Source organism: Pseudonocardia abyssalis (assembly GCF_019263705.2).
Taxonomy (GTDB): Bacteria; Actinomycetota; Actinomycetes; order Mycobacteriales; family Pseudonocardiaceae; genus Pseudonocardia; species Pseudonocardia abyssalis.
Genome location: NZ_JADQDK010000001.1, coordinates 571,160 through 597,357, shown reverse-complemented (window position 1 = coordinate 597,357; position 26,198 = coordinate 571,160). Strand labels below are relative to the sequence as shown.

The 26,198-nt window shown below is 74.2% G+C and carries 24 protein-coding genes; 8 read left to right on the top strand and 16 right to left on the bottom strand.

What is annotated here, in order from left to right; translation table 11 throughout:
• Nucleotides 1-27 precede the first annotated feature (27 nt).
• Nucleotides 28-1,008: a cation diffusion facilitator family transporter gene (locus I4I81_RS02870; protein WP_226363954.1), complete on the top strand. Its 981-nt coding sequence runs from the start codon at nucleotides 28-30 to the stop codon at nucleotides 1,006-1,008.
• A gap of 19 nt (nucleotides 1,009-1,027) precedes the next feature.
• Here I4I81_RS02870 and I4I81_RS02865 read toward each other — a convergent pair whose 3' ends face one another.
• From I4I81_RS02865 to I4I81_RS02830, 8 genes are read right to left on the bottom strand one after another with little or no spacing between them, the layout of a single operon-like run.
• On the bottom strand, nucleotides 1,028-1,768 hold the full coding sequence (locus tag I4I81_RS02865) for a VIT1/CCC1 transporter family protein (RefSeq protein WP_218603483.1): 741 nt from the start codon (nucleotides 1,766-1,768) through the stop codon (nucleotides 1,028-1,030).
• Nucleotides 1,769-1,809: 41 nt separating this feature from the next.
• Entirely contained in the window at nucleotides 1,810-2,196 is a 387-nt protein-coding gene (locus tag I4I81_RS02860) for a DUF1003 domain-containing protein (RefSeq protein ID WP_218603482.1), read from the bottom strand.
• A gap of 9 nt (nucleotides 2,197-2,205) precedes the next feature.
• Complete coding sequence (locus tag I4I81_RS02855; protein WP_218603481.1) at nucleotides 2,206-2,685, bottom strand: response regulator transcription factor; 480 nt, start codon at nucleotides 2,683-2,685, stop codon at nucleotides 2,206-2,208.
• Nucleotides 2,682-3,347: a DedA family protein gene (locus tag I4I81_RS02850; protein ID WP_218603480.1), complete on the bottom strand. Its 666-nt coding sequence runs from the start codon at nucleotides 3,345-3,347 to the stop codon at nucleotides 2,682-2,684. Before I4I81_RS02850 ends, I4I81_RS02855 begins: the two co-directional genes overlap by 4 nt.
• 45 nt (nucleotides 3,348-3,392) lie before the next feature.
• On the bottom strand, nucleotides 3,393-6,053 hold the full coding sequence (locus tag I4I81_RS02845; protein WP_218603479.1) for an ABC transporter permease: 2,661 nt from the start codon (nucleotides 6,051-6,053) through the stop codon (nucleotides 3,393-3,395).
• Nucleotides 6,050-6,838 carry an ABC transporter ATP-binding protein gene (locus I4I81_RS02840; protein ID WP_218603478.1) on the bottom strand — a complete coding sequence of 263 codons (789 nt, stop codon included), beginning with the start codon at nucleotides 6,836-6,838 and terminating at the stop codon, nucleotides 6,050-6,052. Before I4I81_RS02840 ends, I4I81_RS02845 begins: the two co-directional genes overlap by 4 nt.
• Nucleotides 6,838-7,557, bottom strand: a complete 720-nt coding sequence (locus tag I4I81_RS02835; protein WP_218603477.1) for an ABC transporter ATP-binding protein — start codon at nucleotides 7,555-7,557, stop codon at nucleotides 6,838-6,840. Before I4I81_RS02835 ends, I4I81_RS02840 begins: the two co-directional genes overlap by 1 nt.
• Nucleotides 7,557-8,189, bottom strand: coding sequence for a hypothetical protein (locus tag I4I81_RS02830; protein ID WP_218603476.1), 633 nt, complete (start codon nucleotides 8,187-8,189; stop codon nucleotides 7,557-7,559). The genes I4I81_RS02835 and I4I81_RS02830 overlap by 1 nt, the downstream gene beginning before the upstream one ends.
• Nucleotides 8,190-8,436: 247 nt before the next feature.
• On the opposite strand from I4I81_RS02830, the gene I4I81_RS02825 reads away from it, so the two are divergent.
• Nucleotides 8,437-9,501 (top strand): S1C family serine protease, encoded by a 1,065-nt coding sequence (locus tag I4I81_RS02825; protein WP_275967502.1) that lies wholly within the window; start codon nucleotides 8,437-8,439, stop codon nucleotides 9,499-9,501.
• Nucleotides 9,502-9,577: 76 nt separating this feature from the next.
• Here the strand turns inward: I4I81_RS02825 and I4I81_RS02820 are convergent, their stop codons facing one another.
• From I4I81_RS02820 to I4I81_RS02805, 4 genes are all read right to left on the bottom strand, one after another.
• A complete protein-coding gene (locus I4I81_RS02820) occupies nucleotides 9,578-10,663 on the bottom strand; it encodes an MFS transporter (protein WP_225924894.1) in 1,086 nt (361 codons plus the stop codon).
• 137 nt (nucleotides 10,664-10,800) lie between these two features.
• Nucleotides 10,801-11,637 (bottom strand): undecaprenyl-diphosphate phosphatase, encoded by an 837-nt coding sequence (locus I4I81_RS02815; protein WP_218615782.1) that lies wholly within the window; start codon nucleotides 11,635-11,637, stop codon nucleotides 10,801-10,803.
• 45 nt (nucleotides 11,638-11,682) lie between these two features.
• Entirely contained in the window at nucleotides 11,683-12,108 is a 426-nt protein-coding gene (locus I4I81_RS02810) for a DUF1707 SHOCT-like domain-containing protein (RefSeq protein ID WP_218602055.1), read from the bottom strand.
• 31 nt (nucleotides 12,109-12,139) lie between these two features.
• Nucleotides 12,140-13,126 carry a hypothetical protein gene (locus I4I81_RS02805; protein WP_218602054.1) on the bottom strand — a complete coding sequence of 329 codons (987 nt, stop codon included), beginning with the start codon at nucleotides 13,124-13,126 and terminating at the stop codon, nucleotides 12,140-12,142.
• A 134-nt stretch (nucleotides 13,127-13,260) separates the two neighbouring features.
• Between I4I81_RS02805 and I4I81_RS02800 the strand changes: the two genes are divergently transcribed.
• Nucleotides 13,261-14,658, top strand: a complete 1,398-nt coding sequence (locus I4I81_RS02800) for a sensor histidine kinase (protein WP_225924892.1) — start codon at nucleotides 13,261-13,263, stop codon at nucleotides 14,656-14,658.
• A 376-nt stretch (nucleotides 14,659-15,034) separates the two neighbouring features.
• Nucleotides 15,035-17,008 carry an asparagine synthase (glutamine-hydrolyzing) gene (gene asnB, locus I4I81_RS02795; protein ID WP_218602052.1) on the top strand — a complete coding sequence of 658 codons (1,974 nt, stop codon included), beginning with the start codon at nucleotides 15,035-15,037 and terminating at the stop codon, nucleotides 17,006-17,008.
• On the opposite strand, the gene I4I81_RS02790 is transcribed toward asnB, so the two are convergent.
• The 4 genes from I4I81_RS02790 to I4I81_RS02775 form a co-directional block, all read right to left on the bottom strand.
• Nucleotides 16,954-17,658, bottom strand: a complete 705-nt coding sequence (locus I4I81_RS02790; protein WP_218602051.1) for a response regulator transcription factor — start codon at nucleotides 17,656-17,658, stop codon at nucleotides 16,954-16,956. The genes asnB and I4I81_RS02790 overlap by 55 nt on opposite strands.
• Before the next feature lie 21 nt (nucleotides 17,659-17,679).
• On the bottom strand, nucleotides 17,680-19,218 hold the full coding sequence (locus I4I81_RS02785) for an alpha/beta hydrolase (RefSeq protein ID WP_218602050.1): 1,539 nt from the start codon (nucleotides 19,216-19,218) through the stop codon (nucleotides 17,680-17,682).
• Nucleotides 19,215-19,856 (bottom strand): hypothetical protein, encoded by a 642-nt coding sequence (locus I4I81_RS31790; RefSeq protein ID WP_504739642.1) that lies wholly within the window; start codon nucleotides 19,854-19,856, stop codon nucleotides 19,215-19,217. Before I4I81_RS31790 ends, I4I81_RS02785 begins: the two co-directional genes overlap by 4 nt.
• A gap of 85 nt (nucleotides 19,857-19,941) precedes the next feature.
• The gene (locus I4I81_RS02775) at nucleotides 19,942-20,433 is read right to left on the bottom strand and encodes a PepSY domain-containing protein (RefSeq protein ID WP_218602048.1); all 492 of its coding nucleotides are present in this window, start codon (nucleotides 20,431-20,433) and stop codon (nucleotides 19,942-19,944) included.
• A 485-nt stretch (nucleotides 20,434-20,918) separates the two neighbouring features.
• Between I4I81_RS02775 and I4I81_RS02770 the strand changes: the two genes are divergently transcribed.
• The 4 genes from I4I81_RS02770 (at nucleotide 20,919) to I4I81_RS02755 (ending at nucleotide 26,033) form a co-directional block, all read left to right on the top strand.
• On the top strand, nucleotides 20,919-21,239 hold the full coding sequence (locus tag I4I81_RS02770) for a hypothetical protein (RefSeq protein WP_218602047.1): 321 nt from the start codon (nucleotides 20,919-20,921) through the stop codon (nucleotides 21,237-21,239).
• A 142-nt stretch (nucleotides 21,240-21,381) separates the two neighbouring features.
• Nucleotides 21,382-22,677 carry an alpha/beta hydrolase gene (locus I4I81_RS02765; RefSeq protein WP_218602046.1) on the top strand — a complete coding sequence of 432 codons (1,296 nt, stop codon included), beginning with the start codon at nucleotides 21,382-21,384 and terminating at the stop codon, nucleotides 22,675-22,677.
• A complete protein-coding gene (locus I4I81_RS02760; RefSeq protein ID WP_218602045.1) occupies nucleotides 22,674-25,289 on the top strand; it encodes a bifunctional lysylphosphatidylglycerol flippase/synthetase MprF in 2,616 nt (871 codons plus the stop codon). Before I4I81_RS02765 ends, I4I81_RS02760 begins: the two co-directional genes overlap by 4 nt.
• A gap of 264 nt (nucleotides 25,290-25,553) precedes the next feature.
• Nucleotides 25,554-26,033: a hypothetical protein gene (locus tag I4I81_RS02755; RefSeq protein ID WP_218602044.1), complete on the top strand. Its 480-nt coding sequence runs from the start codon at nucleotides 25,554-25,556 to the stop codon at nucleotides 26,031-26,033.
• The last annotated feature ends 165 nt before the right edge of the window (nucleotides 26,034-26,198 follow it).

Below are 26,198 nucleotides of genomic sequence, written 5' to 3'. Positions count from 1 at the left end.
GGTGGCTTCCGGGGCCGGCTCGGGTCGATCTTCACCCCGCACAGCCACGACGCCGCGGACTCGGTGGACTCGGCGCTGGAGGCCAGCGCAGAGGGCATCCGCGCACTGAAGATCAGCCTGATCGCGCTGCTGGTCACCGCCCTCGCCCAAGCAGTGGTGGTGGTACTGACCGGGTCGGTGGCGCTGCTGGCCGACACGATCCACAACTTCTCCGACGCCCTGACCGCAGTACCGCTGTGGATCGCGTTCGTGCTCGGCCGCCGGACCGCGACGCGGCGCTACACCTACGGGTACGGCCGCGCCGAGGACCTCGCCGGGGTGTTCATCGTGTTCATGATCGCGCTGTCGGCCGTGGTGGCCGGGTACGAGTCGATCCGGCGGCTGCTGGACCCGCAACCGATCACCAATATCGGGATCCTGATCGCCGCCGGGTTGATCGGGTTCGCCGGCAACGAACTAGTCGCACTCTACCGGATCCGGGTCGGTCGCAAGATCGGTTCCGCGGCGTTGGTCGCCGACGGGCTGCACGCCCGCACCGACGGGTTCACCTCCCTCGCGGTGGTCGCCGGCGCACTGGGCGTGTGGGCCGGGTTCCCGCTGGCCGACCCGATCGTCGGGTTGCTCATCACCGTGGCGATCCTGTTCGTGCTCCGCAATGCCGCCCGTGACATCTACCGACGGTTGATGGACGCCGTCGACCCCGCGCTCGTCGACACCGCCGAGGCCAGCCTGCGCGCCGTCCACGGAGTGATCACGGTGGAGGAACTGCGGCTTCGCTGGATCGGACACCGGGTACGCGCCGAGACCGGCATCACCGTCGACCCCGCCCTGGGAATCGTGGCAGCCCATGACATCGCCACCGCAGCCAAACACGCCCTGCTCCACGACGTGCCGAAGCTGGTGGGCGCGACCGTGCACGTCAGCCCCCGTGACATCACCGGCCGTGATCACCACGCCCAGCTCGCCCATCACCCCACCGCACTGGAGCCCGGCGCGATCTCACGCTAGCCGCGTTGCACCGGCTGACTCAGGCGACGGCGGCACCGAACAGATAGCCGATGCCGTAGGTGAGCGCCAGCCCGGCACCGCCACCCACGACGACGCGCAGCACGGCACGGTGGGGGCGAGCGCCACCGATCCGGGCCCCGACCCAGCCGGCCAACCCGAGCGCGAGCAGCACCACCGCGACGGTGACCGGGACCCGCCAGGCCGCGGGCGGGAGCAGGATCGCGACCAGCGGCAGCACCGCCCCGACCACGAACGACAGCGCCGAGGCTCCTGCGGCCTGCAGTGGACTGGTCAGCTCCTCGGGGTCGAGCCCCAACTCGGCGTCGAGGTGGGCGGCGAGCGGATCGTGCGCGGTCAGTTCGGCGGCGACGATACGCGCCGTTGCCCGGCTCAGTCCCTTCGCCTCGTACAGCGCGGCCAGCTCGGCCAGCTCCTCGTCCGGGCTCTCCCGCAGTTCCCGGCGTTCCTGGGCGAGCTGACCCAGTTCGGCGTCGCGCTGGCTGCTCACCGACACGTACTCGCCCAAGGCCATCGACACGGCTCCCGCGGTCAGCCCGGCGATACCCGCGGTGAAGATCGGCCCGGTCGCCGAGGTCGCCCCGGCGACGCCGACGACGAGCCCGGCCACCGACACGATGCCGTCGTTGGCGCCCAGCACCCCCGCGCGCAACCAGTTCAACCGGGCACCCAGACCCCCCGCGTGGGACTCGCCCGCGTGCGTCACCCCGGCATCACCGGGGTCTGTCCCACCGTCCTGCATCGTGAACATCCTTCCCGATCCACTGCGCGGTCGCGGCCAGGCTAGGCGCGGCGCAGCAGCTCGGTCGTGAGGGCGTGGATCTCCCGGGTCAGCTCGGTGTTGGTCCTCAGCTCGGTCTCCTGCTCGACGAAGTCATGGTCGGCCTTGGCCTGCTGGAACGCCGCGACCCGGTTCTGTCCGATCATGACGAACGTCGACAGGAAGATCGCCTCGAGCGAGACGACGAGCGTGAGGGTCGGCCAGGGGCTCGGTTCCAGGAACACCATCCACACCGCGAACAGGACGACGTGCAGGTACACGAACGTCATCGACCCGGCGAACCTCGTGATCATGTCCGCAACCCGGAGCTGGCGGTCCGCGGTGCGGTGATCGCGCATCCGGGTCACCACGGGATGCTCGGTGCGGGTGTGGGCATCGACGACGGTCATGGGCTACTCCTACCGGTGGTCGGTCGTCCGGGGTCGACCGGGTCCGCCCGCCGGGTCGAGCCGGTCAGCCGGGACCGGTCGGCGACACGGCGCCCCGCCGTCCACGGTCCGGCGACGCAGGTGTGCGCGCAGCCGGGCCGCCACCTCCAGAGGGTGGAACGGGCGCGGCACGCAGTCGTCGGCCCCGGCCTCCAGCGCCGCCACGACATCGCGGCTCTCTACCGCGGAACTGATCGCGATGATCACCAGCCACGGAGCCACCCGGCGCAGCTCGCGGCACAGGGCCAGGCTGCTGCGGTCCGGCCGGTCCAGTGCCACGACCACCGCGGCCGGGCCCTCGCACGTCTCGTCGAGCCATCGGCGTGCCTGCGGGTAGCCGGCGCAGAGCTCGACCTGGAAACCCCTGTCGTGCAACGTCGCGGCCAGCGAACCCGCCAGATCGGTGACGGCCGACCCGCCGCTCCCGACCAGCTGCACCCGGGTGTTCACGAGACGACACCCGACGTGACGAGCCTCGGCTGACCGGTGACGTCGAGCGGGTCCGGACCGCGCGTCCGGCGCCGCCGGACCCGCAGCACGACGGCAACCACGGTGAGCGTGGTGAACGTGCCCGTCACGACCGCCCAGGTCCCCAGCCAGCCCTGCGCGGTGCTCCAGGAGCTGCCCGCGAGGTAGCCCAGGACCAGGACGGTCGTCGCCCAGCTCGCGCCGCCGAGGACGTTCCAGGTCAGGAACCGCCCGAGCGGCATCCGTGTCACCCCCGCGGCCGCGGGCACCAGTGCGCGCAGCATTCCGACCCACCGCCCGAGGAAGACCGCCAGCGGTCCCCGTCGTCGGACGAGGTCCTCGGCCCGGGTCCATGCCGGGTCGCCGACCCGGCGTCCCATCCTGCTGTGGCGCAGGGCCGGACCGAAGCGCCACCCCACGCCGTAGCCCGCCAGGTCGCCGAGCACCGCACCGGTGATCGCCGCGAGGATCATGACCGGGAGGCTCACCTGGCCCAGGCCGGCGAGGGCTCCGCCCAGCAGCATCGCGGTCTCGCCGGGAACGAGCAGGCCGAGGAACGCGGCCGATTCCGCGAACGCGAACCCGCCGATCGCGGCGTAGACGGCGGGACCGGTCAGTCCCTGGACGTACGTGGTGATGTCCACTTGGTGATCTCCTTTTCCGATGGGTTCTTCAGCCGCGGGGTCACGTCACAGGCGGCGCACCATGTCGAGGGCCGGGCGGGCGGCCAGCCGCGCGGCCGCGGCGGCCGCGGCCGCCAGCGCGGCGACGGTCAGGACGACGATGCCGGCGAGGTAGGCCCACGGGACGGCCAGCGTCGACGGCGGCGGGTCGAACACCCCGGTCAGGACCGTCACGAGCATCTCCGAGAGCAGCCACCCGCCGACCGCCCCGATCGCCAGTCCCCCGACGGCGAGCACGGCGGCCTCACCGGAGACGAACCCGCGCAGCTGGGCCGGGTTCGCGCCGAGCGCCCGGGAGATGGCGAACGAGCGGCGGCGCTCGGCCAGCCCGAGGGCGAGCACCAGCCCGCCGGACGCGGTGGCCAGCACGACGGCGAACCCGAGCTCCACCGTGGTGAGGCCGGCCAGGTCCACCGAGGTGAGGCTGGACCCGATTCGACTCCGGGCGTTGCCGATGTCGGTCACCGTGGCCGAGGGGCCGAGCTGGGCCCGGATCGCGTCGGCCACGCCCGCGGTGTCCACGCCACCGGTGTCGACGAGGAACGCGCCGACGGCGTCGGTTCCGGTGGCCTGGGCGAGGTACGCGGCGTTGGCGACGAAGAAGCTGTCCTTGGGCGCGGTGGGGAACTCGGTGACGACCCCGACGTAGTGGAACGGAACCTGGGTGAGCTGCCCGGTGCGGCCGTCCTTGATCCGCAGGTTGAGCAGGTCACCGGGCTGGAGCTGGAAGTCCTTCACCGTCTCCGCGCTGACCAGGATCGAGTCCGGGCGCGCGGCCAGGGTATCCATCAGCTGCCGGGCGGTGCCGCCCTGGAAGTAGGCGTCCTGCAGCGCGGTGGCCCCGGTGATCGTGGCCGGGTTCACGCCGTAGACGTCCTGCAGGTCGGCGCCGACGTAGCCGAAGCGGTGCTGGACCGGTTCGACACCGCGGACCCCGGGCAGCGCCGCGAGGGACCGGCCGGCGTCGGGGCCGACGGTCACGCCCGGTGACTCGGTGACGGTGACGTCGGCGCCGTTGGTGAGCAGGGCGTCGACCTCGGCCTGCTGGCGGTAGGTGGCGTTGAACGTGGCCGTCGACGCCGCGAACGACAGCGCGAGCGCGAGGAGCACGATCGAGCGCCCGAGCGGGCGGCGTTGCCGGGCCAGGGTGGAGGCGACGGTCTGCGAGAGCCCGCCGGCCAGCGGGCGCAGCGCGGTGCCGACGAGGCGCCGCCCGCGGCCCAGCACCAGGTCGGCCACCCGCCAGCCGAGCAGCCCGAGGCCGACCCACAGCAGCGCGGGCCCAGCGAAGGCCCAGTAGGACACCGAGATCGTCGGCACCCCCTCGGGGGCGAGCACCAGCGCGTAATTGGTGCCGCTGGTGGCCCAGAAGACCAGCCCGGAGGCGGTGAGCAGCACGACGTCGAGGCCGTATCGGGCCCACCAGGGCGCCCGGGGACGCTCGGCGGTGCTGCGCCCGGCGGCGACGGTCGCGCCACGCTGGTCGCGCCAGGCCGGGAACGCGACGGTGGCGGCGGCGACAGCGAGCCCGAACGCGGCCGCCGCGCCGACCCAGAGCGCCGCGGCGGCCGGGGTGGCCCCGAACGCGGCGGAGCCGAACGCGAGCTGCCCGACCAGTGCGGCGATCCCGAGCCCGGCGACCGCGCCTGCGACGCCGACCGTGGCCGCCTCGACCACGGCCAGCGCCAGTACCTGGCGGGCCGACGCGCCGCGGGTGCGCAGCAGGGCCTGCTCGCGGCGGCGGCGCGGGGCACCCGCCCCGGTGACCGCCGCTGTGAGCAGTCCGGCCAGCACGGCGCCGGGCACGCCGAGGAACAGGAACAGCACCTGGGCGTAGGCGGCGTCGCTGCGGGCGGCGCCGAGCGCGGCACCGAGGTTGTCGCCGACCAGCGCGGACCCGGCGGCGCCGGCTTCCAGGTTGCGCGCCGCCCCGGTCTCGGATACGTAGGCGCTCGCCGGATCGGCGGGCAGGGCGTGGCTGCGCAGGGCGTGGACCTGGGTGCTCACCAGATCCGGTCGTGACCCGGCCAGCGGGGCGAACAGGTCCTGCCACTGGTTCTGCGGCAGCAGCAGCGCGTTGTCCGGCGGCGCGGTGGGCTGGCTGCCCGGCGGGGCGCCGACCTTCTGGAACAGCGAGTCGGCCGCTGGAAGCTCGACCACCCCGTCGATCCGGACGGTCGTGGCCGGGCCGCCGAGCAGGTTCACCGTGACCATGTCTCCCGGGGCGACACCCAGGTTGGCTGCGGTCTGCTGCGCGATCAGCACCCCGCGGTCGGCGCCCGCCAGGGTGCGCAGCTCACCGGGGAACGCGGTCCGGTAGAGGTCGGGCAGCCCGAGCACGACCGCGCCGCCCGTGGTCTGGGTGGTGGTGCCGGTGGTGGCGGTCAGCCCGTCCGCGCGCCCGTACCCGACCGGCAGCGCTTCGGCGGTGCCCGGGTCGGCGCGCACCGCGTCGAGCACGGCGGCCGGGTCGGCGCCCGGCGCGACCTCGACCTGCCAGTCTACCGACACCGTGCGCGCGGCGCGGTCGGTCATCGAGGCCTGCGCGCCGGTGAGGAACGCGCCGAGCGACGCCAGCAGCGCGACGGCCACGGCGATCCCGGCGGCGCAGGCGACCAGGCGGGTGGCGCGGCGGGTGACCAGGCCCCGCCACCACAGCCCGATCACGACCGGCTCCCGCGGTCGGACCGGACCTGTTCGGACGGGGCCTGTTGGGACGGGGCCTGTTCGGACGGGCCACGGTCGGGGACCGCGGCCGGGCGGCCGGTGCACACGTGCCCGTCGACCATCTGCCAGCGCACCGCCATCCGGTCCGCGACCGCCTCGTCGTGGGTGCCGATGACGAGCCCCGCGTCGAGCGCGTCGGCCGCCTCGACGAGCACGTCGACGACCCGATCGGCGGCCGCCCGGTCGAGCCGGCCGGTCGGTTCGTCGGCGAGGATCAAGGCCGGACCGGAGGCCAGGACGCGCGCGACCGCGACGCGCTGGGCCTGCCCGCCGGAGATCTCGCCGGGCAGCTTGGACGCCAGCTCACCGATCCCCAGCGTGGCCAGCGCAGATCCGGCCTGCAGGCACGCGGCGGCGTCGGGGGCCCCGCCGAGCAACAGCGGCAGCGCCACGTTCTCCAGCACGTCCAGGTCGGGGAGCAGGCTCTGCCCCTGGAAGACCACCCCGACCAGGCCCGGGCGGCCCAGCGGTGATCCGGTCCAGGTCGGCCAGGCAACGATCCCTCCGGTCGGCCGGTCCAGGCCCGACATCAGGTGCAGCAGCGTCGACTTGCCTGAGCCGGACGGCCCGGTCAACGCGATCCGGTCACCGCGGCGCACCGCGCAGTGCGCGCCATGCACCGCGTGCACCGCAGCCGGGCCGCGGCCGTGCACACGGGCAGCGGCGACGCACTCCACCAGCAACTCGGCGGTAGGCCGCGGCCCGCGGGTGTCGAGTACGGGCATCAGGAGATCCGTCCGTCGGCGAGGGTGATGACCCGGTGCGCGGCGGCGGCCACGGCCGGGCTGTGGCTGGCCACGATCACCGCGGTGCCGCGCCGAGCGGCGTCGGCCATGAGGTCGAGCACGACCGCCTCGGTGGCGGTGTCCAGCTCGCCGGTGGGTTCGTCGGCCAGCAGGACGGCCGGGTCGTTGGCCAGCGCGACCGCCAGCCCGGCCCGGGCCGCTTCCCCGCCGGACAGCGTCCCCGGGCGGGCCTGTGCCCGGCCGGCGAGTCCGACGGCCGCCAGCAGCTCGGCGGGTGCACGTCGAGGGGCCCGACCGGCCAACTGCTGGACCAGCGTGACGTTGGCCGCGAGCGTGAGGTGCTCGATCAGGTTGTCGCTCTGGAACAGCACCCCGACCGTGCGGGCCCGCAGCTGCGCCCGCTCCTGCTCGGGACGGTGGCTGATGCGCTGCCCGCCGACCGACACCGTGCCGCCGTCGGGTTCGTCGAGCCCAGCCAGGCAGGCCAGCAGCGTCGACTTCCCCGATCCCGACGGCCCGACGACCGCCACGACCTCGCCGGGCGCAACGGTGAGGCTCACGCCCTGCAGCGCGAGCGTCTCCTCCTCGCCGACGCGGAAGAACCGGTACAGCGACTGGGCGGCCAGCGCCGGCGCGATGCCGTCCGGCGCGGGACAAGTGGACGCGGCGTCGGCCGGGTCGAGTTCCGGCGCGGTCATCACAGCCAGGCCACCGAGTCGCTCACGATCTTCCAGGGGTCGACGTTGTCCGCGCCCTGCGGCCCGGACAGCGTGACGACCAACTCCTGCCCCGAGCGCCAGAACTCGTAGCGCTCCACGGCGCTGGTCACGGACTTGCCGGTGACCTGGTCGGGGGGCGAGGTGGCGGTGTAGGTGACGAGCACGGCCGGTCCGCCCTTGCGGGTCACCGCGCTCACCTGGCCCGGCTGGTAACCGGGAGTCGCCGCCGCCACTGTGGGCACCTCGTCGGCGGTGGCCGACGCGACATCGGGTGCGCTCGCGCGGGGCGTGGTCTCGATCCGGACCGAGTTGAACTTGTCGGTGAACACGACCGCTGCACCGTCGACGCTGCGCGCCCACCCCTCGGGTACCGACACCTGGTAGGTGCCGTCCGGTGCGGTGTAGGGAACGAACACCTGGTTGTCCGGGATGTCACCGGCCGCGTTGACCTCGGGCGCGTTCGGGTCGACCGTCGACGACGACGCGGTGCCACCCCCGCCCGCGGCGGCCCCGGCAGCCGGGGGTGTCGGCGGGCCGCCGCAGGCGGAGATCCCGACGACGAGGGCGGCGGCGCCGAGCGCCGCCGCGGTGGTGCGCCGAAGCGTCTTCACGGTGTCCTCCAGGTGGGTAGTCACTGACCTGCGCGACGCTAGGAGCGGCGGGGACAGCGGTCGGTACGCCGACGGCCAGCGGACGGTTAACCGGCTGAACGCCACCGCGCCGGCGCTCAGCGTCCGCACAGCGCAGCCGCGAACGGTGGAAACCATGACCACACCTGCGGCTACGACCGTCCCGCGCCATCGCGCCGACCCCTCCGGCCCACCCCCGTGGTGGGCAACCCCTGGACCCCCGCCCCCGATGCCGCCGGGTCCGCCCGCCGCCCACCCCGAACCGGTCCGGCCGGCGCGGCGCGGGATGGCGGGACTCGTCGCAGTGGCGATCGCCGCCGCGGCCCTCGGTGGTGGGGTGGGCGGGTTCGTCGGTTACGAGGTGGGCTCCCCGGCGACGGCGAGCGCACTAGGCATGGCGTCGCCCGCGGGTGACGGGACCGTCGCCCAGGTGGCCGGCAGGGTCCTGCCCAGCGTCGTGCAGCTGACCGGTGCCCGCGGTGAGGGATCGGGGATCGTGCTGTCGGCCGACGGGCTGCTGCTGACCAACAATCACGTCGTCACCGGGGCCGGCAGCGGGCTGACCGCGATCTTCTCCGACGGCTCCCGGGCGCCGGTACAGGTCGTCGGGACCGACCCGAGCGCCGACCTGGCCGTGGTCCGCGCCCAGGGCGTCTCCGGCCTGACCCCGATCGAGATCGGCAGCTCCTCCGGACTCCAGGTCGGCCAGCAGGTGGTGGCCGTGGGCTCCCCGCTCGGGCTGGCCGGCACCGTCACCACCGGGATCGTCAGCGCGCTCGACCGGCCCGTCGCCGCCGGCAACCAGGCCGCATCGCTGGAGGCCATCCAGACCGACGCCGCGATCAACCCGGGCAACTCCGGCGGCCCGCTCGTCGACATGGCGGGCCGGGTCGTGGGCATCAACTCCGCGATCGCCACGGTCGGCGGGTCCGGATCCGGGCGGTCCGGCTCGATCGGTCTGGGCTTCGCGATCCCGATCGACCAGGCCGCCCGCATCGCCGATCAGCTCGCCCGGACCGGTCAGGCCACCCGGGCCGTGCTCGGGGTGGCCCTGCGCGACGCCACCCCCACCGGGGCGGAGCTCACCCGGGTCCAAGCGGGCGGCGCTGCCGACCAGGCCGGTCTCCAGGTCGGGGACGTCGTCACCGCGATCGACGACCGGCCGGTGGGCACCGCCGACGCGCTCGCCGCCACCATCAACTCCCGGGCCCCAGGCACGGCGTCCACGCTCGCGGTGACCGGCCCCGCCGGGACCCGCGACGTGCCTATCACTTTCGGCGCCGGCGCGGCCTGAGCCCGGCGGGATGCACAACGCCGAGCCGACCCACTCACGCGGCGAGGCCGGGCTCGTCGGGGAACCGGCTCTGGCGTTAGCCCGGTGCGCCGCGCAGGCGGACGGCGGCCAGCACCGCCAGCGCCGCGACCTGTACGGCGATCACGACGCCGACCAGGAGCGGAATCGAGTACTCGTAAAGCAGCCCGGTAAGGGCCCCGCCGGCCAGGGTCGCGGCGCCTATCACCGCCGCGTAGACGCCGTAGGCGGTGGCCCGCCGCGACGGGGCGACGAGCTCGGCGACGGTGGCGCGCAGCGTCGACTCCTGCACCCCGATCGCGGCACCCCAGGTCAGGATCCCGAGCACCGCTGCCGGCAGGGAGTCGGTGAACGCCAGCGCGGGCACGGCAGCGGCGAGCAGCGGCAGTACCGCGACCGCGACCGGCCCGAACCGGTCGAACAGCCACCCGGTACCCAGGGCGGCGACGGCGTCGACGGCCATCGCGGCGGCGTAGAGCACCGGCACCCCGGCGGCCGGGAGCAGGCCGCGCTCGACCAGGTGGAACGACAGCACTCCGAACGTGGTGAAACCCAGCGTGGTGGCCGCGGTGAACCCGGCGTAGACCCAGAACTCGCGGGGCAACCGGCGGGCCTCGCGGGGCGCCGGCACCGGCGACGCCGGGACCCGGGTCACCGGTTCGTAGACGCCCGGGTCGGGGACCCGGGCGCACAGCCACGCCAGCAGAGCGAGCGCCGCGACCCCGGGCACGGCCAGGAACAGCAGCGCCGGGGTGTAGTCACCACCGGACACCACCAGCACCGCGGCAACGGTCAGCGGCCCGAGCACCGCCCCGATCTGGTCGAGGGCCTCGTGCACGGCGAACCCGCGGCCGCGCCCGGTCACCGCGGTGGCGTACGAGAGCAGGGTGTCCTTGGCCGGGCTGCGGACCGCCTTGCCGACCCGTTCGGCGATCACCAACCCGCAGGCCACCCACAGCGTGCCAGCCAACCCCAGCAACGGTACCGTGACGACGGTCATCGCGTAACCGGCGATCGTCCACGCCCAGAACCGCCGGGTCCGGTCGGCCAGCGGACCCGACACCAGCCGTAGCACCAGCGCCGCGGCCTCGCCCGCTCCGGTGACCACCCCGACCACCACCGCCGAGGCGCCGAACGAGGCCAGCAGCGGTCCGGTTGATCGACCGGGCGCCCTCGTAGACGACGTCGGCGAGCAGGCTCACCGTGCCGAACACCAGCACGAACCGCCACGCCCCCAGCAACGGGCGGGGCCCGACGGGTCTCATCGAACCGACCCGCCCCTCAGGTGGCGGTCAGCACGCCGGTGGACAGGCCGATCAGCAGCACGACCCCCAGCGCGACGCGGTAGCCGACGAACACCGTGATCGAGTGCCGGGCGACCAGCCGCAGCAGCCACGCGATCGACGCGTAGGCCACGGCGAAGGCGACGAGCGTCGCGAGCCCGGTGGACACCCACCCCACCGACGCCGAGACCGCCGCCCCCTCGCTGAGCGCCTCGTAGGCGCCCGCGGCGACGAGTGCGGGGATGGACAGGAAGAACGACAACCGGGTCGCGGTCACTCGGTCCAGCCCGCGCCACAGCCCGGCGCTGATCGTGGCGCCCGAGCGCGACACCCCGGGGACCAGCGCCACGCACTGCACGATCCCGACCACAAGTGCGTCCGGCATCCGCAGCGAGCCCTCGCCACGGGCCTGGGTGGCGACCCGCTCGGCTAGGTAGATGACCCCGCTCCAGGCGATCAGCGCGACCGCGACCACCCACAGGCTGCGCAGCGGCCCGGCCACGAGATCCTTGGTCAGCAGCCCGACCAGGGCGATCGGGACCGATCCTGCGATGACGTACCAGGCCTGCCGGTACTCCGGTCCCCCGCGCGCCACGGGATCGACCAGGCCGCGGAACCAGGACGCGGCCAGCGAGCCGATGTCGCGCCGGAAGTAGACGAGCACCGCGGCGATCGCGCCCACCTGCACGATCGCGGTGAACGCCGTGATCCCGGGATCGTCCACGGGCAGGCCGAGCAACTGCTCGGCGATGGTCAGGTGGCCGGTGCTGGACACCGGGAGGAACTCGGTGATGCCTTCGACGACGCCCAGCACCACCGCCTGGACCGGGTTCACGCGCGATCTCTGCTGTGCATCCGGTCATCCGACCACACGGACCGATCAGTCAAGGTCGAACCCCAGGCGCGCGGCCAGCAGGACCATCGCCAGCAGCACGACCACGGCGATGACCGCGGCGATCCAGGGGTGGGCGAGCACGGCGCGGACACTGCGGTGCCGATCGGCGGCCACGGCGAGCGAGCGGTGCAGTTGCATCACAGCGGCCGACCGGACCGCGGGCCAGCCGGGCGGGTCCCGGTCGGCTGCCGGACCGGCGGGCAGGTCGGCGGTCAGTATCTCGAGCTCCCCGCGGTAGCGCGCGGCGTACGCGGCGGCCAGTCGCTCGTCGACCTCGTCGAGGGTGAGCTGCCCGTGCCCGGCTGCGGCGTGCAGTACGGCGGCGACGCGCTCCCGGTCGGCGTGCGAGGCGCGCACGTCCGCCGTCGGGGGTCCGTCGACGGTGTCGGTGGCGGGTGGTGTGGTCTCCATCGGTGCTCCAGTCGGGGTCGGGATCGAGGGGTCAGCCGGTGCGGTGCGCGGGATAGCCGCGCACGACCAGCGGCCGCCCGCCCGGGGTCCAGCCCCGGGCGGCCAGCTCCATGCCGGTGCGGACCAGGCCCCCGCTGATCCGGGCCGACACCAGCCTGCCGCGGTGCAGCAACATCACGTCGGCGGGCGGGGCGGGCTCGGTTTGCGCACCGAGCAGCAGCAGCGGCGCGCCGAGGGTCCGGGGCACGGCGTCGACCTCGACGACCGTGGCGCCCCGCCGGGTGTGCACACCCAGGACGCGCACGACGGTGCGGGTGGCGACGTCGAGCACCGCGAGGGTGACGTCGACTCGCTGCACCGGCGCCGCGAACCCCTCGGCCCGGCACAGCCGCAGCACCCCGCCGACCACGTGCCGGGCCAGCACGGTCCGCGCGCCCCGCAGCACCAGCACGGCCCGCTCGGTGCGGCCCGCGAGCTGCCAGGACCGCAGCGCTTCGCCGACCGCGTCGACCCGCTCGGGCAACCGGACCGGTGCCAGCCCGGTGAGGTCGAGATGGAACCCCTCGACGTCGGTCGGGCGGCTGAGCATCCACGGCGGGATCGGCTGATCCGGAGACAGTGTCTTGAGGTCGATCAGCATCGCGTGCGGCCGGTGCGTATCGGGGGCGGTCCCCAGCTGCTCGACGGTCATCACGACGAGGTCCGCGCCACCGCCCGGGCCCCGACGGGCGTCGGCCACGACGGTGCCCGCCGGGCGCATGCTCCGGCGCACCGCACCGGTGGCCGCCGGGTCGGTCAGCCACGCCCAGGTGCCGGTGCCGGGCAGGTAGGGACGCAGCGGCACCACCGCCGGGTGTCCGGCGTCGACCAGGGTCCCCCCGCGGGCATCCGGGACGACCTGCAGCCCGGCGGTGTGGATAGCGTTCAGCGCGACCGGCAGGTCCAGCTCGATCCGCGGCGTGGGACCGGCCGCGTTGCCCGGCCGGATGGGCCCGGCGGTCAGGGTGGAGGTGCTCATGGGGACCGTCTCCTCGTCCCGGGGGCTCCTGGTGAGCCCGCGTGCCACCGAGGTTGGCCACCGTGCGCTGTGCGCTCGCTGAGTGCGACGATCCCGGCGCAGGAACCGATCCGGGTAGCGTCGCACCGGTGCGGATGTGGGTGCCGGTCTGGCTGCGGGAACGCTGGGGCGTCCGCGTGGCCGCCGCCGCCGCGGCGGCCGCGGTCGTGGCGGTCGCGCTGGTGCTCGCCGGGATCGCGCTGGTGCTGCTGCAGGAACGGTCCGTCCGGTCCTCGGTCGAGGACCAGGCCCGGGCTCAGGCCCTCAACGCGGTCGCGCGACTCGACGACGGGGAGAGCCCGGAGGAGACGGTCACCGAGATCGCGACCGGTTTCGTCCTGCTCCAGGTGCTCGACGCCGACGGGACCGTGCTCGCCGCGAGCCCGCAGCTCTCCACCACCGAGCCGGTGGACGGCGGTGCCACCGCGGCCGATCCGGACTCGACGGTGACGGCGTCCGTCGGCGACGACCCGCTGCTGGTCGTCCGGGAACCGGCCGCCGGGTCCCTGGCGGTCCTCGCGGCCGGCTCGCTGGCCGCGGCCGAGCGGAGCACCGAGACCGTCACCCAGCTCGCGGTGGTCGGGGTGCCCCTGCTCGCGCTCGTCGCGGGCGCGGCCACGTACCTGTTCGCCGGGCTGGCCCTGCGCCCGGTCGAGGCCATCCGGTCCCGGGTGGCGGCGATCACCGGTCAGGACCTCGCTCGGCGGGTCCCGGAACCGGTCGCTCGCGACGAGGTCGGCCGCCTCGCCCGGACGATGAACGACATGCTGGCCCGGCTCGATGCGGCCCAGGTGGCGCAGCGACGCTTCGTGGGCGACGCGAGCCACGAGCTGCGCAGCCCACTGGCCACGATCACCGCCCGGCTCGAGCTGGCCGGGCGTCGCGGCCCGACCGCGGGCGATGTCGCGGCGATGGTGCCCGAGGCGCACCGGATGGCGCGGCTCATCGAGGATCTGCTGCTGCTGGCCCGCGCCGACGAGCGTGGCCTCGCCCCCCGCCGCGACGACGTCGACCTCGACGAGCTGGCCGACGACGAGGCCGCCCGGCTGCGCGCGACGGGCGCCCTGACCGTTCGCGCCGCGACGGTTCCGGTGCGGGTGACCGGAGACCGGGCCCAGCTCGCGCGGGTGCTGCGCAACCTGGTCGACAACGCCGCCCGGCACGCGAGCAGCCAGGTGACGATCCGGCTGCGCTCCGACGGCACCGAGGCGGTGCTGGAGGTCGCCGACGACGGGCCTGGCATCCCACCGACCGACCGTACCCGGGTGTTCGACCGTTTCGTCCGGCTCGACGAGGGCCGGGCCCGGGACGCGGGCGGCGTCGGGCTGGGTTTGGCGATCGTCGCGGAGGTGCTTGCCGCGCACGGCGGGTCCGTGGAGGCCCGAGCCGCGGACGGCGGTGGCGCTCTGATGCGGGTCCGGCTGCCGCGCCAGCCCGTTGACGGCGTCGTCGTGCCGTCGGAGGCGTTGCCGCCCACCGCTTCCCGTTCGTGATACCGACGTGAGGTTGTCGTCGCGCCGACGGCGGATCAGCCGGCGGTCCGGGCCGCGATGATGCGCACCCCGATCACGCAGTAGATCGCGAGGGGGGCGCTGCGTTCGGCGGGCAGCTCGCCGACGCGCCCCGATCAGATACAGGATCACGCAACCCGTTCTCGTGTCGGCGGTGCCGACGGTCCGCGCCAGAGGTCGGCGCTCAGCATCCGCACAGCCACCTGGAGAGACGGTGGGCGGACGCCGAACCCGACGGAGGCAACGTGAGCCAGGTCCACGAACGCACGCCCCAGCCGTCGCCGCGACAGCCACCGGCAAGCCCGTCTTCCACGTCGGCGGTCGTCGCTGCGGCCGACCTGGTCGGAGTGAGTTCGCAATGTGCGGGCTGCTGAGCCTGCTGACCTCCGACCGGGACGCCCCGGACCGGGCCGATGCGGCGTCCTCCGCCCTGGAGTGCGCCGCGCACCGCGGGCCCGACGACGGCGGGACCTGGCACGACCCCGACGTGGTGCTGGCCTTCCGCCGGCTCTCGATCATCGACCTGGAGGGCTCGCACCAGCCGCTGCACTGGGGCCCACCCGACGATCCGGAGCGCTACTCGATCGTGTTCAACGGCGAGATCTACAACTACGCGCTGCTGCGCGCCGAGCTGGTCGAGCAGGGGGTGGTGTTCGCGACGGCCGGTGACACCGAGGTGATCGTCGCGGCATACCACCACTGGGGTGCGGCGGTGGTGGACCGGTTGCGGGGCATGTTCGCGTTCCTCGTTTGGGACAGCCGGGACCGGGTGCTGTTCGGGGCCCGGGACCCGTTCGGGATCAAGCCGCTCTTCTGGGCCGCGGGCCCGGCGGGCGTCGCGTTCGCCAGCGAGAAGAAGAGCCTGCTGGCGCTCGCTCCGGAGCTCGGTCTCGACGCGGCCGGGCTCGACACCACGGCCCTGCAGCACTACCTCGTCCTGCAGTACGTGCCCGAGCCCGCGACCCTGCACCGCGCGATCCACCGGATCGAGTCGGGAACCCGGTTCACCGTGCGCCCGGGTGGCGAACCGGTTCCGGAGCGCTACTTCCGTCCGGCGTTCCACGACCGCACCGGCTCGGGCCAGGCCGTGCACCGGCGGCTCGCCGACGTGCTGCGCGACTCGGTGGCCGCGCACCTGCGCGCGGACGTCCCGGTGGGGGCGTTCCTTTCCGGCGGGATCGACTCGACGGCGATCGTGGCGATGGCCCGCGCGCACAACCCGGATCTGATCACCTTCACCGCGGGGTTCGAGCGGGCGGGCTACTCCGAGGTGGACGTGGCCGCGGAGACCGCGGCCGCGCTCGGGGTGCGCCACGTCGTCACGACGGTGACACCGCAGGACATGATGGAGGCGCTGCCGCTGATCGTGTGGTACCTCGACGACCCGGTGGCCGACCCGGCGCTGGTGCCACTGTGGTTCGTCTCCCGCGAGGCGAGCCGGCACGTGAAGGTCGTGCTGTCCGGTGAGGGGGCCGACGAGCTGTTCGGCGGCTACACGATCTACGGTGAACCCCGGTCGCTGGCGCCGTTCGAACGGCTGCCCGGCGCGGTGCGAGCGGCGCTCGGGCGGGCCTCGGCGCGGCTGCCCGGCGGGATGCGCGGCAAGGACCTGCTGCGCCGCGGCGCGCTACCGCTGGAACAGCGCTACTACGGCAACGCACGGGTGTTCCGGCCCGACCAGCTCGCCGAGATCCTGCGCCACCACGATCCGGCCAGCCAGCACACCGACGTCACTGGCCCGCACTACCGCGCCTCGGCCGGCTGGGATCCGGTCGCCCGGATGCAGCACGTCGACCTGTTCACCTGGCTGCGCGGCGACATCCTTGTCAAGGCCGACAAGATGACGATGGCGAACTCCCTGGAGCTGCGGGTGCCGTTCCTCGACCCGGAGGTGTTCGCGGTCGCCTGCGGCCTGCCGACCTCGGAGAAGCTCGCCGGTGGTACCACCAAGTACGCGCTGCGCCGCGCGCTCCAGGGGATCGTTCCGCGACACGTGCTGCATCGCCGCAAGCTCGGGTTCCCGGTGCCGATCCGGCACTGGCTGCGCGCGGAGATGTACGAGTGGGCGATGGGCGTCGTAGGCGACTCGGGGGCCGGACACCTGATCGACCTGACCGCCGTGACCCGGATGCTCGACACCCACCGGGCGGGCCCGCTCGACCACAGCCGCCGTCTCTGGGCGGTGCTGGTGTTCCTGCTCTGGCACGGGATCTTCGTCGAGGACCGGATTCGGCCCTCGGTGCCCGAGCCGGTGTCGCTCGGGCACCGGCCGTCGGCTCAGGACGGGCTCTTCCCACCGGACGTGACATCGTCGCCGGTGCGCATCCGGTAACCGACCCCGCGCAGGGTCTCGATGCTGTCGGCACCGAACGGGATGTCGAGCTTGCGGCGCAGGTAGCCGACATATACCTCGACGACATTGACGTCACCCTCGTAGTGCGGGTCCCACACCGCGCGCAGGACCTCGGTCTTGGTGACCGCACGGCCCACGTTGCGCATCAGGAACTCCAGCACCCCGAACTCCCGCGGGGTCAGCACAACCCGCTCCCCCGCCCGTTCCACCCGGTGTTCGGACGGGTCCAACGTCAGCTCCCCCACCACCAGCACCGCGGGCCGCGGTGCCGCGCCACGGCGCAGCAACGCCCGGAGCCGGGCCAGCAGCACGACGAACGAGAACGGCTTGGTCAGGTAGTCGTCGGCGCCGAGATCGAACGCGTCGGCCTCGTCGTACTCGCCGTCCTTGGCCGTCAGCATCAGCACCGGGGTCCACACCCGGCGCGCGCGCAGCGCCTGCAGCACGCGGTAACCCGACAGCCCGGGCAGCATGATGTCCAGGATGATCACGTCGTGGTCGGCTCCGAGCGCGGCGGCCAGACCGGACGGGCCGTCGTGGGCCACCCGCACGCTGTGCCCCTCCTCGGCCAGCCCCTCCCGGATCGTCTCGGCGAGCGCGGTCTCGTCCTCCACCAGCAGTACCTGCACGGAGGCCAGCCTGCCACGGGTTCAGGCCGGGCAGGCGATTCCGTCCGCGGGCAGCCCGAGCGAGATCAGGTAGGCGGTGCCGATCCGGTCCACGCAGTCGACGCCCTGCAGGGACACGGTGTGCTGGGCGCCCTCGTAGGTGAGGAGTCGGGCGTCCAGCGCCCCCGCCAGGGCCACGCCGGCCGGGTAGGGCGTGATCGGGTCGCCGACGGTCGAGACGACCAGCACCCTGGGCAGGCCGGGGACGACCGGGCGGTGCGGTCCTCCGGTCGGCGGCACCGGCCACAGCCCGCACCGGTCGCGCGCCGGCGACGGGCCGCGGCCGTTGTCGAGGATCGGCGCCGCGGCCCGGATCCGGGCGTCGAGCGCCCGCGCCGCCGCCGGGTCGGTCGTCGGCGGGTCGTCGACGCACAGGACCGCCTGCCCGGCATCGACGTCGGGATCGTAGGTGCCGTCCGGGGCACGGCCGGCGACGACGTCCGCCTGCTGCATCAGCAGATCCCCCGTCCCGGACGCGATCTCGCGCAGACCGTCGGTGAGGTCCGGCCAGCGGGCCGGGTCCACGACGGCGTCCCCGACGCCGGTGGCCGCGTCACCGAAGGTCAGCGCGCGGCTATCGGCGGTCGGAAGCGGGTGGTCCAGCAAGGGCCGGAGCAGGGCCTGGAACACCGGCACCGCCAGGACCGGGTCCCTGCCCACGGGGCAACCGGGCCGTGGCGCGCAGTCGGCGGCGTAGGCGTCGAATCCGGCCTGGATCTGGGCGGCTTGGGCGACGGCCCGGTCAGCGGCGCTCTGGCCGGGGTCGATCGCTCCGTCGAGGATCATCGCCCGGACCCGGTCGGGGAACTGCTCGGCGTAGGCGGTGCCGAGCCGGGTGCCGTAGGAGTCGCCGAGGTAGGTCAGCTTCTCGTCGCCCAGTGCCGAGCGGAGGATGTCGAGGTCGCGGGCCACGTCGCGGCTGCCGATGTGGGCCAGTACGTCGGTGCCGGTCGAGGCCACACAGGCGGCGTTGTCGGCGCGTTGCTGCGCCTCGAACCGGGCGACGCCCGCCGGGGAGGTATCGGCGGCCCGGTCGGCGGCCCGCTCCGCGTCGCGCACCCGGTCGGGCTGGCAGCGCACCGCCGGTCGGCTCGACCCGATGCCCCTCGGGTCGAAACCGACGATGTCGAAGCGGCGCGCGAGCTCGGAGGCCGGGGCCGCGACGGCGAGGTCCGCCGCGGCCGCGATCCCGGGCAGGCCCGGCCCACCCGGGTTGAGCACCAGTGACCCGATCCGGGACCCGGGGTCGGAGGCGGGCACCCGGAGAACCCCGATCCGCGCCTCGGGACCGTCCGGGGCGGCGTGGTCGAGCGGGACCCGCAGGTAGGCGCACTGCGCGTCGGGGCCGGCCGGCGGGCGGACGTCGACGGCCGCGGCGGTGAACGCGGCACAGCTACCCCACGCCAGCTGCTGGCCGCCGAACCGGTCCGCCTGGTCGACCGACCGGGCGCCGACGATCACTGCGGCCAGCCCGACCGCCACGACCATCGCGGCGGCGGCCCACCGGATGGGTCGGGTCATGCGGGTGGGCCCGGGGCCGCGACCTCGGGGTCGCCCGCCAGCCAGCCCCGCTCGCGGCGGCCGAGGTGGAACGGGACGTTCACCACGACCACGCCGGGCTGCTGCAGCAAGCGCGCCTTGAGCCGTAGGGCGGTCTGGTTGTGCAGCACGTTCTGCCACCACCGCGCCACGACGTACTCGGGGACAAAGACCGTGATGACCGCCCGCTCGGATCCGCCGCCCAGTCCGGCGATGTGGTGTAGCAACCGGTCGCCGACGTCCCGATAGGGAGCGTCGAGCAGACGCAGCGGGGTCCGCAGGTCGCGGCGCTGCCACTCCGCGCGCAACCGTTCGCCTTCCGCGGGCTCGGCGGCAGCGCTGACCGCCTCCAGGGTGTCGGGCCGAGCAGCACCGCCACCGCGGCGGCGACCGGCGCGGACAGCGACAGGTAGGCCAGCCCGCCCGCGGCCAGCACCAGCACGATCTGCTCGGTGGCGTAGGCCACCGACGAGATCGGGTCGCTGCAGAACACCGGCAGCGCGATGCGCTTGGACAACCGGGACTCGCCGAGCCGTCCAGAACTGACCGGCGGTCCGACGACCCAGCGCTTGAGCACGTTCACCACGGGTGCCTCCTACCGACGCGGTGCATACTGGCATCCGGGCACACGTAGGCCAGGGCCCGCCGACGCCACGGAGGGGTTGCGGCGTCGGCGGGCCTGCGACGGGAACAGTCGCTCGAAGCTCAGCGGGGCGGTGCCACCGCACCTGCGCTGTCGGTCTCCGGCTGCTGCTCCCCGCTCTCGGCGGCCTCGTCGGACTCGGCGCCGCCGTCCTCCGGCTCGGTCGCCAGCACCGCGGCGTTGCCCGCGTCGATCTTGACTTCCACGACGGACCCGTCGGCCCGGGTCACGGTGACCTCGTAGATGAGTGAGCCGTTCTCGTCGCCCAACTCGGCCGGGCCTGCGGTGCCGGGCTCGGCGGTGGTGGCCGCCCGCACCGCCTCCTCCGGGGTCACCGTCGCCAGCCCGGCGAGCGCCTGCTGCTCGGCGGCCTCGTCCTGCTCGCCCGCCTGCTCGGGCACGGTGATGCTGCCCGCGACCGATGGTCCTTCGTCGTCCTTGCCGCCGTTCTCCTCGGAGCCCTCGGACGACGTGGCGGGCGGCGTGGGCTCACCGGTCTGGGCGAGCGCCACGGCGGTGCCCCCGCCGAGCAGGGCCGCTCCCGCCGCCGTCACCACGGCCGTCCGGACGATTCGGGCCCTCGTTGTCGTTCGCGCTGTCATCGAGATGACGTCCTTCCTGGGTGGGTGGCCGGCCCGACTCGGACCGACCGGATCACCTTCTCGACCCGACGCTGTGCGGACGCTGAGAACGCCGACTCAGAATTGCCTCGACCGCCGCAGCCGGGAGACCGCCGCCGCGGCGACGGCCCGCCGGGGCCGGGCTCGAACGGCCGCAGGATCCGCCCCAGGATCAGCGCGACGGCGACCGCGGCGACCGGCCACACCAGCAGTGCCACAACCCACCAGGCCATTGCTCCCCCTCGATTCGCGCATCGACACGACCCGATCCTCCGGACGGTCGCTGTGGAGGCGCTGAGCGGCGCGGCGGCGACGCCCCCGGGAGGGGTTCAGCGTCCGCACAGCGGGCGCGCACGACGGTGGGACACGCAATCGGGCGATCACCCACGACCGTCCGCCGTCTGCGAAGGAGAAGCGACATGGCATTCATCCCGTGGATCATCCAACCCGGTCCGGGACCCAACGGCCGGGGATCGATCGCGCTTCCCCTGGACCCGGTCGGCGCCTCCGCACTGCTTCCCCGCGACAGCGCGGCCTGGGTGCGGATCGCCGTGCACGCCGAGCCGGTCACCGTCCTGCGGCTGGCCTGTCACGGGACGAGCCACGCCGAGTACGAACCCGGCAAGCTCGACGCGGGCGAGGACCACGCCTGGGAGATCCAGGAGGGCGCCTACCAGGTCGAGATCGACTACGAGTGCGACGCGCCGTTCGCGGTGCTGATCTCGACCTGGGAAGGCTGAGCGCGGGACCGCGTCCGGTACGACGACCCGAGCGTTGCGGCGGAGGGTCCCACCACGGGATCCTCCGCGGACGCTCCGGGGCAGCCATCCGGGAGGCAGCAGGGCAGGATGCGCACCGGGACGACGCGCTGGGGGGAGGGCCGTGGACTGGTCGCTCGTGGACGGCGCACTACCGGTCGCGCTGTCGCTGGCCGGTGCGGCCGCCCTGCTGGCGTTGCTGCTGCTGGGCGGGGACCGGGGCTGGTTCACCCGGGTCCTGCCACTGGTGGTGGCCGGCACCGCGGGCCTCGTCGCGATCGGATGGGTCGCGGTGTCCGTGCTGCAACCGTTCCCCGATCCCCTGCCGATCGTGGTCTGGTGGTCCCTCGGGGCCGTGCTGCTCGCGGTCGGTCTCGCCGCGGCGGCGGCCCGGCGCCCCGGCTGGACGCGCCGGACCGGCGCAGCTGTGGCCGCGGTGCTGGTGCTCGCCGCCGCGGGTAACGCCGTGAACACCCACTTCGGCCAGTTCCCCACCGTCGGCGCCGCCCTGGGGTTGCCGCCCGCCAACCAGGTCGACTTCGCCCAGGTCTCGACCGGCGCCGCGGACGTCGTCGCCCGTCAACCGGGGCGCCCGCTGTCGCAGGTGTGGCAGCCGCCGCCCGGGATGCCCTCCGCCGGCACGGTGTCGGAAGTGGCGATCCCGGCGCCGGTGTCGGGTTTCGCGGCGCGACCGGCGTGGGTCTACCTGCCTCCCGCGCACCTGACCGTGCCACGTGCGCAGCTCCCGGTACTGGTCCTGCTCAGCGGCCAGCCAGGCTCCCCGCGCGACTGGCTCGACGGGGGTGGGCTGTCCGCGATGATGGACCGCTTCGCCGCCTCGCACGGCGGGCTCGCCCCAGTCGTCGTCATGCCCGACTGGCTCGGGGCCCCGTTCACCAACACGCTGTGTCTGGACTCCCGGCTCGGCGCGGTGCAGACCTACCTGACCGTCGACGTGCCGGCCTGGGTCCGCGCGACCCTGCAGGTCGATCCCGACCCGGCGTCCTGGGCCGTGGGCGGGCTGTCCGCGGGCGGTACCTGCGCCCTGCAGCTGGCGGTGAACGCCCCACAGACCTTCCCCACCTTCGTCGACGTGTCCGGTCAGTCTGAACCCACGCTGGGTGACCGGGCCCGGACGGTGGCCGCCGCGTTCGGCGGTGACGCCGCGGCTTTCGCCTCGGTGAACCCGCTGGAGCTGCTGGCGGCCCGCAGCTATCCCGGCAGCGCCGGCACGGTCGTGGTGGGCAGCGGCGACAGCCTCTTCCGTCCCCAGGCCCAGCAGGTCGCCGACGCCGCGCGCCGGGCCGGGATGCAGATCGAGTATCGGGAGCTGCCCGGTGGGCACGACTGGCGGGTGTGGGCGCCCGGCCTGGAGACGTCCCTGCCCTGGCTCGCGACCCGCACGGGTCTGACCCCGTGACGGGCGCACCCGACCCCGAGGAGAACCAGCCGATGCCCACCACCGAGCCGCCCCTGGTGCGGGCGCCGCGTCCCGGGCGGTTGCGGCGCCGCTTCACCGGGGTTCCCGCACGCCGGCTGCTGCGCATCCTGCGCCAGGCCCCCGTCACGCTCGGACTGGTCGCCGTCGTGTGGCTAGTCGGCGCGCTCACGGGAAGCCTGCTCGGCGGACCCGCCACGGGACTGCGCGACCTGGTCGGGGCCGGAGTTCCCAGCCTGGGCGCCGGCCGCTGGTGGACCCCGCTGTCCAGCGGCTTCTGGTGCTCCGGACTGGTCGGGTACCTGGCCACCACGCTGTTGTTGCTGCTCCTCGTCGCGCCCCTGGAACATCGGGTCGGCTCCGCGCGCACGGCCGCGCTGCTCGCCGTCACGCAGGTCGCCGGCGCGCTGGCCGGCACCGGACTCGTCGCACTCGGGACGCTGGCCGCGGACCCCTGGGCGGACCGGCTGGCCACCGACCTCGCGCTGGGCCCCTCCACCGCCGCCGTCGGTGCCGCGCTCGCCGCGAGCGCGCGCCTCGGCGCGCTGTGGCGACGCCGGCTGCGCATCCTGCTGCTCGTCGTGCTCGTCATGCTCGCCCTCTATTCCGGCTCCCTGCAGGACGTGCTCCGGCTGGCCGGGGGGTTGGTCGGCCTCGCCGCCGGACCGCTGCTGCTCGGGCGTCCCCGCGGCCGCCTCGCGCTGACCGCGACCGGCCCGGAGATCCGCACGCTCGTCGCGCTCGTCGTGGCCGCCTCCGCGGTGGGACCGCTGCTCGCGGCCCTGTCCGGAACGGCCATCGGCCCGCTGTCGGTGCTGCGTTTCCTGGTCCTGCCCCCACCCCCCGACCCGGCGACGGTCGAGGCGATCTGCGCCGACCCGCTGACCGTCGACGACTGCCTGGGCCTGCAGTTCCGGCTGCGCCTGGGCGGCGTCGGCCCGGCGGTGATGTCGGTCCTGCCGGTCCTGGTGCTCGTCGTGCTCGCCGACGGGCTGCGCCGCGGCCGCCGTTTCGCCTGGTGGGGCGCGGTCGGGATCAACATCCTGTTCGCGCTGCTGGGGGTGACCCTCGCCGTGCTCACGGCCAGCACACCGACCGAGCGGCTGGTCGCGTTCGGGGGCGCGACCGATGCCCAGTTCTACACCGGCGTCGCGACGACCGTCCTGCAACCACTCGCCGTCGTGGCCCTGCTCGCCGCGACCCGAGCGCGGTTCCGCGTGACCGCCCCGGCCCGGGCCTACCGTGGGTGGAGCCGCGCGGTGACCGTCACCCTCGTCGCGGTGTCGGTCTCCTACGTGGTGATCGGGTACTTGTTGCGGGACCAGTTCTCACCCGTCCCCGGCTTCGCCGACCTCGTGGTCGACCTCCCGACCCGGTTCCTGCCCTCGGGTTACCTCGGGGAGCTGGAGATCGCGTTCTTGCCGGTCGGCGTGGCCGCCACCGTGCTCTACGAGTGGACCGGCGTGGTGTTCTGGTCCGTCGCCCTCGCCGGATCGCTCTGGCTCGTCACTCGAACCCGCATCGTCTCCGGTGACGCCCAGGCCGCCCGCGACCTGCTGACCAGCGGCGGCGGGTCGACCCTGTCCTGGCTGGTCACCTGGACCGGGAACAGCTACTGGTTCACCGCCGACCGCCGGGCCGGATTCGGCTACCGAGTGATCGGGCGGGTCGCGCTCACCACCGGCGGGCCGTTCGGCGACGCCGAGCGGCGCCTGGACGCGATCGAGCCATTCACCGCCTTCTGCGCCGAGCACGCCTGGACGCCGTGCCTCTACAGCGTCGACGACGACGTCCGGGCCCGCGCCCAGTCGCTGGGATGGCAGGCCGTTCAGGTCGCCGAGGAGACCGTCGTCCCGCTGCCCGGCCTCGCCTTCACCGGCAAGAAATGGCAGGACGTACGCTCCGCGCTGAACAAGGCGACCAAGGCCGGGATCACCGCCGAACAGCTGATCTTCGGCCAGGCACCACTCGCGATCGTCGACCAGGTCCGTGCGATCTCCGAGGAGTGGGTGGGCGACAAGGGCCTGCCCGAGATGGGGTTCACCCTCGGCGGGATCGACGAGCTGGCCGACGACGCAGTCCGCTGCCTCGTCGCCGTCGACGCGGATCGCACGGTCCACGGCATCACCAGCTGGCTCCCGGTGCACGACGCCGGTGTCGTCGTCGGCTGGACGCTGGACTTCATGCGTCGCCGCGAGACCGGCTTCCGCGGAGTCATGGAGTTCCTCATCGCCTCCGCCGCCCAGCAGTTCCAGGCCGAGGGGTATGCCTTCCTCAGCCTGTCCGGCGCGCCGCTGGCCCGCCTCGACCGGGGCGAGCAGCCGGATGCGTTGCAGCGGCTGCTCGACACGTCCGGCCGAGCGCTCGAGCCGGTGTACGGGTTCCGATCACTGCTGGCGTTCAAGGCGAAGTTCCAACCCGAGTACCGCCCGCTGCACATGCTCTACCCCGACGCGGCAGCGCTACCGGCCGTCGGCTCGGCGATCGCGCGGGCCTACCTCCCCGATCTCGGCCCTGCCACCACCCTGCGGCTCCTCCGCCGGATCACCGAGGCACGAGCACCCGGCCGCGACACCTCACAGTCGCGGGCGTGAAGCCGACCTGGTGCCATTTGCACCCACGACCTTCGGTTGACGGCAGTGATCATCGGACCCCACCGCGCGGTCAGCTCCACGTCTCTGCTTTGCCGGCCCTCGAGCTGTCGATCGTCCTCCTGCCGGTGCCGAGCTGAGGTGAGGGCGGCACTGCGACCCGGTGCGGGTGTCCGTATCGTCACGTGCGTGAGCTCGCGCCGTCGGATCGTCTCGGCTCCGCGCCGGCACCTGCCGGCCGCCGCCGGGTTCACGGTCGCGGCCACGATGGCGACCGACGCGGCGGCAGGCGAATCGGCGTGGCACGTCGCGACACTCGGACTCATCGCGCTGATCGTCGCAGTGGTCCGGGTGTGGATGGCAGGACGCGATCGTGGCCTGCTGCCCCTCGTCAGCGCCTGCATCGTCGCCCAGCCCGCTGTGCACGCTGCGGCCAAACTCATTCCCCACGGACCACTGGAGCACGCCGTTGCGGGCGGGATCGGGTACATCGACGTCGCAGTCACCCTGATCCAGATCGTCCTCGCCATCGCCATCGTCGCCGTGGTCTCGTTCGCCGAGCAGATCGTCGCGGTCCTCATAGCGGCCTTCGGCCGTGGGTGGTCACGAGTGCTGGGCTACTCCCCGCACCGGACGCCGAACCGGTCCCGCGTGCGCCGCGCGCCGCGATCCGGACAGCTGAGCAGCCAGTACCGGCCCGGAGTGGTACCGACGCGCGGCCCGCCCTCACGCCTCGCGGCGGCATAGAGCCGCTATCGGCGTCGCCGTCCTTCCGGACGTTGTCGACGCGCACACCACCCGATCAGCCGACTGCCGTCGGCGGTCGTCCATCGCCGCATCCGAGCGCCGTCGACCGGCCTCCGGCCCATGACGTCCGCGATCGATCCGGCGACGACCGTCCCGTGCAGCATT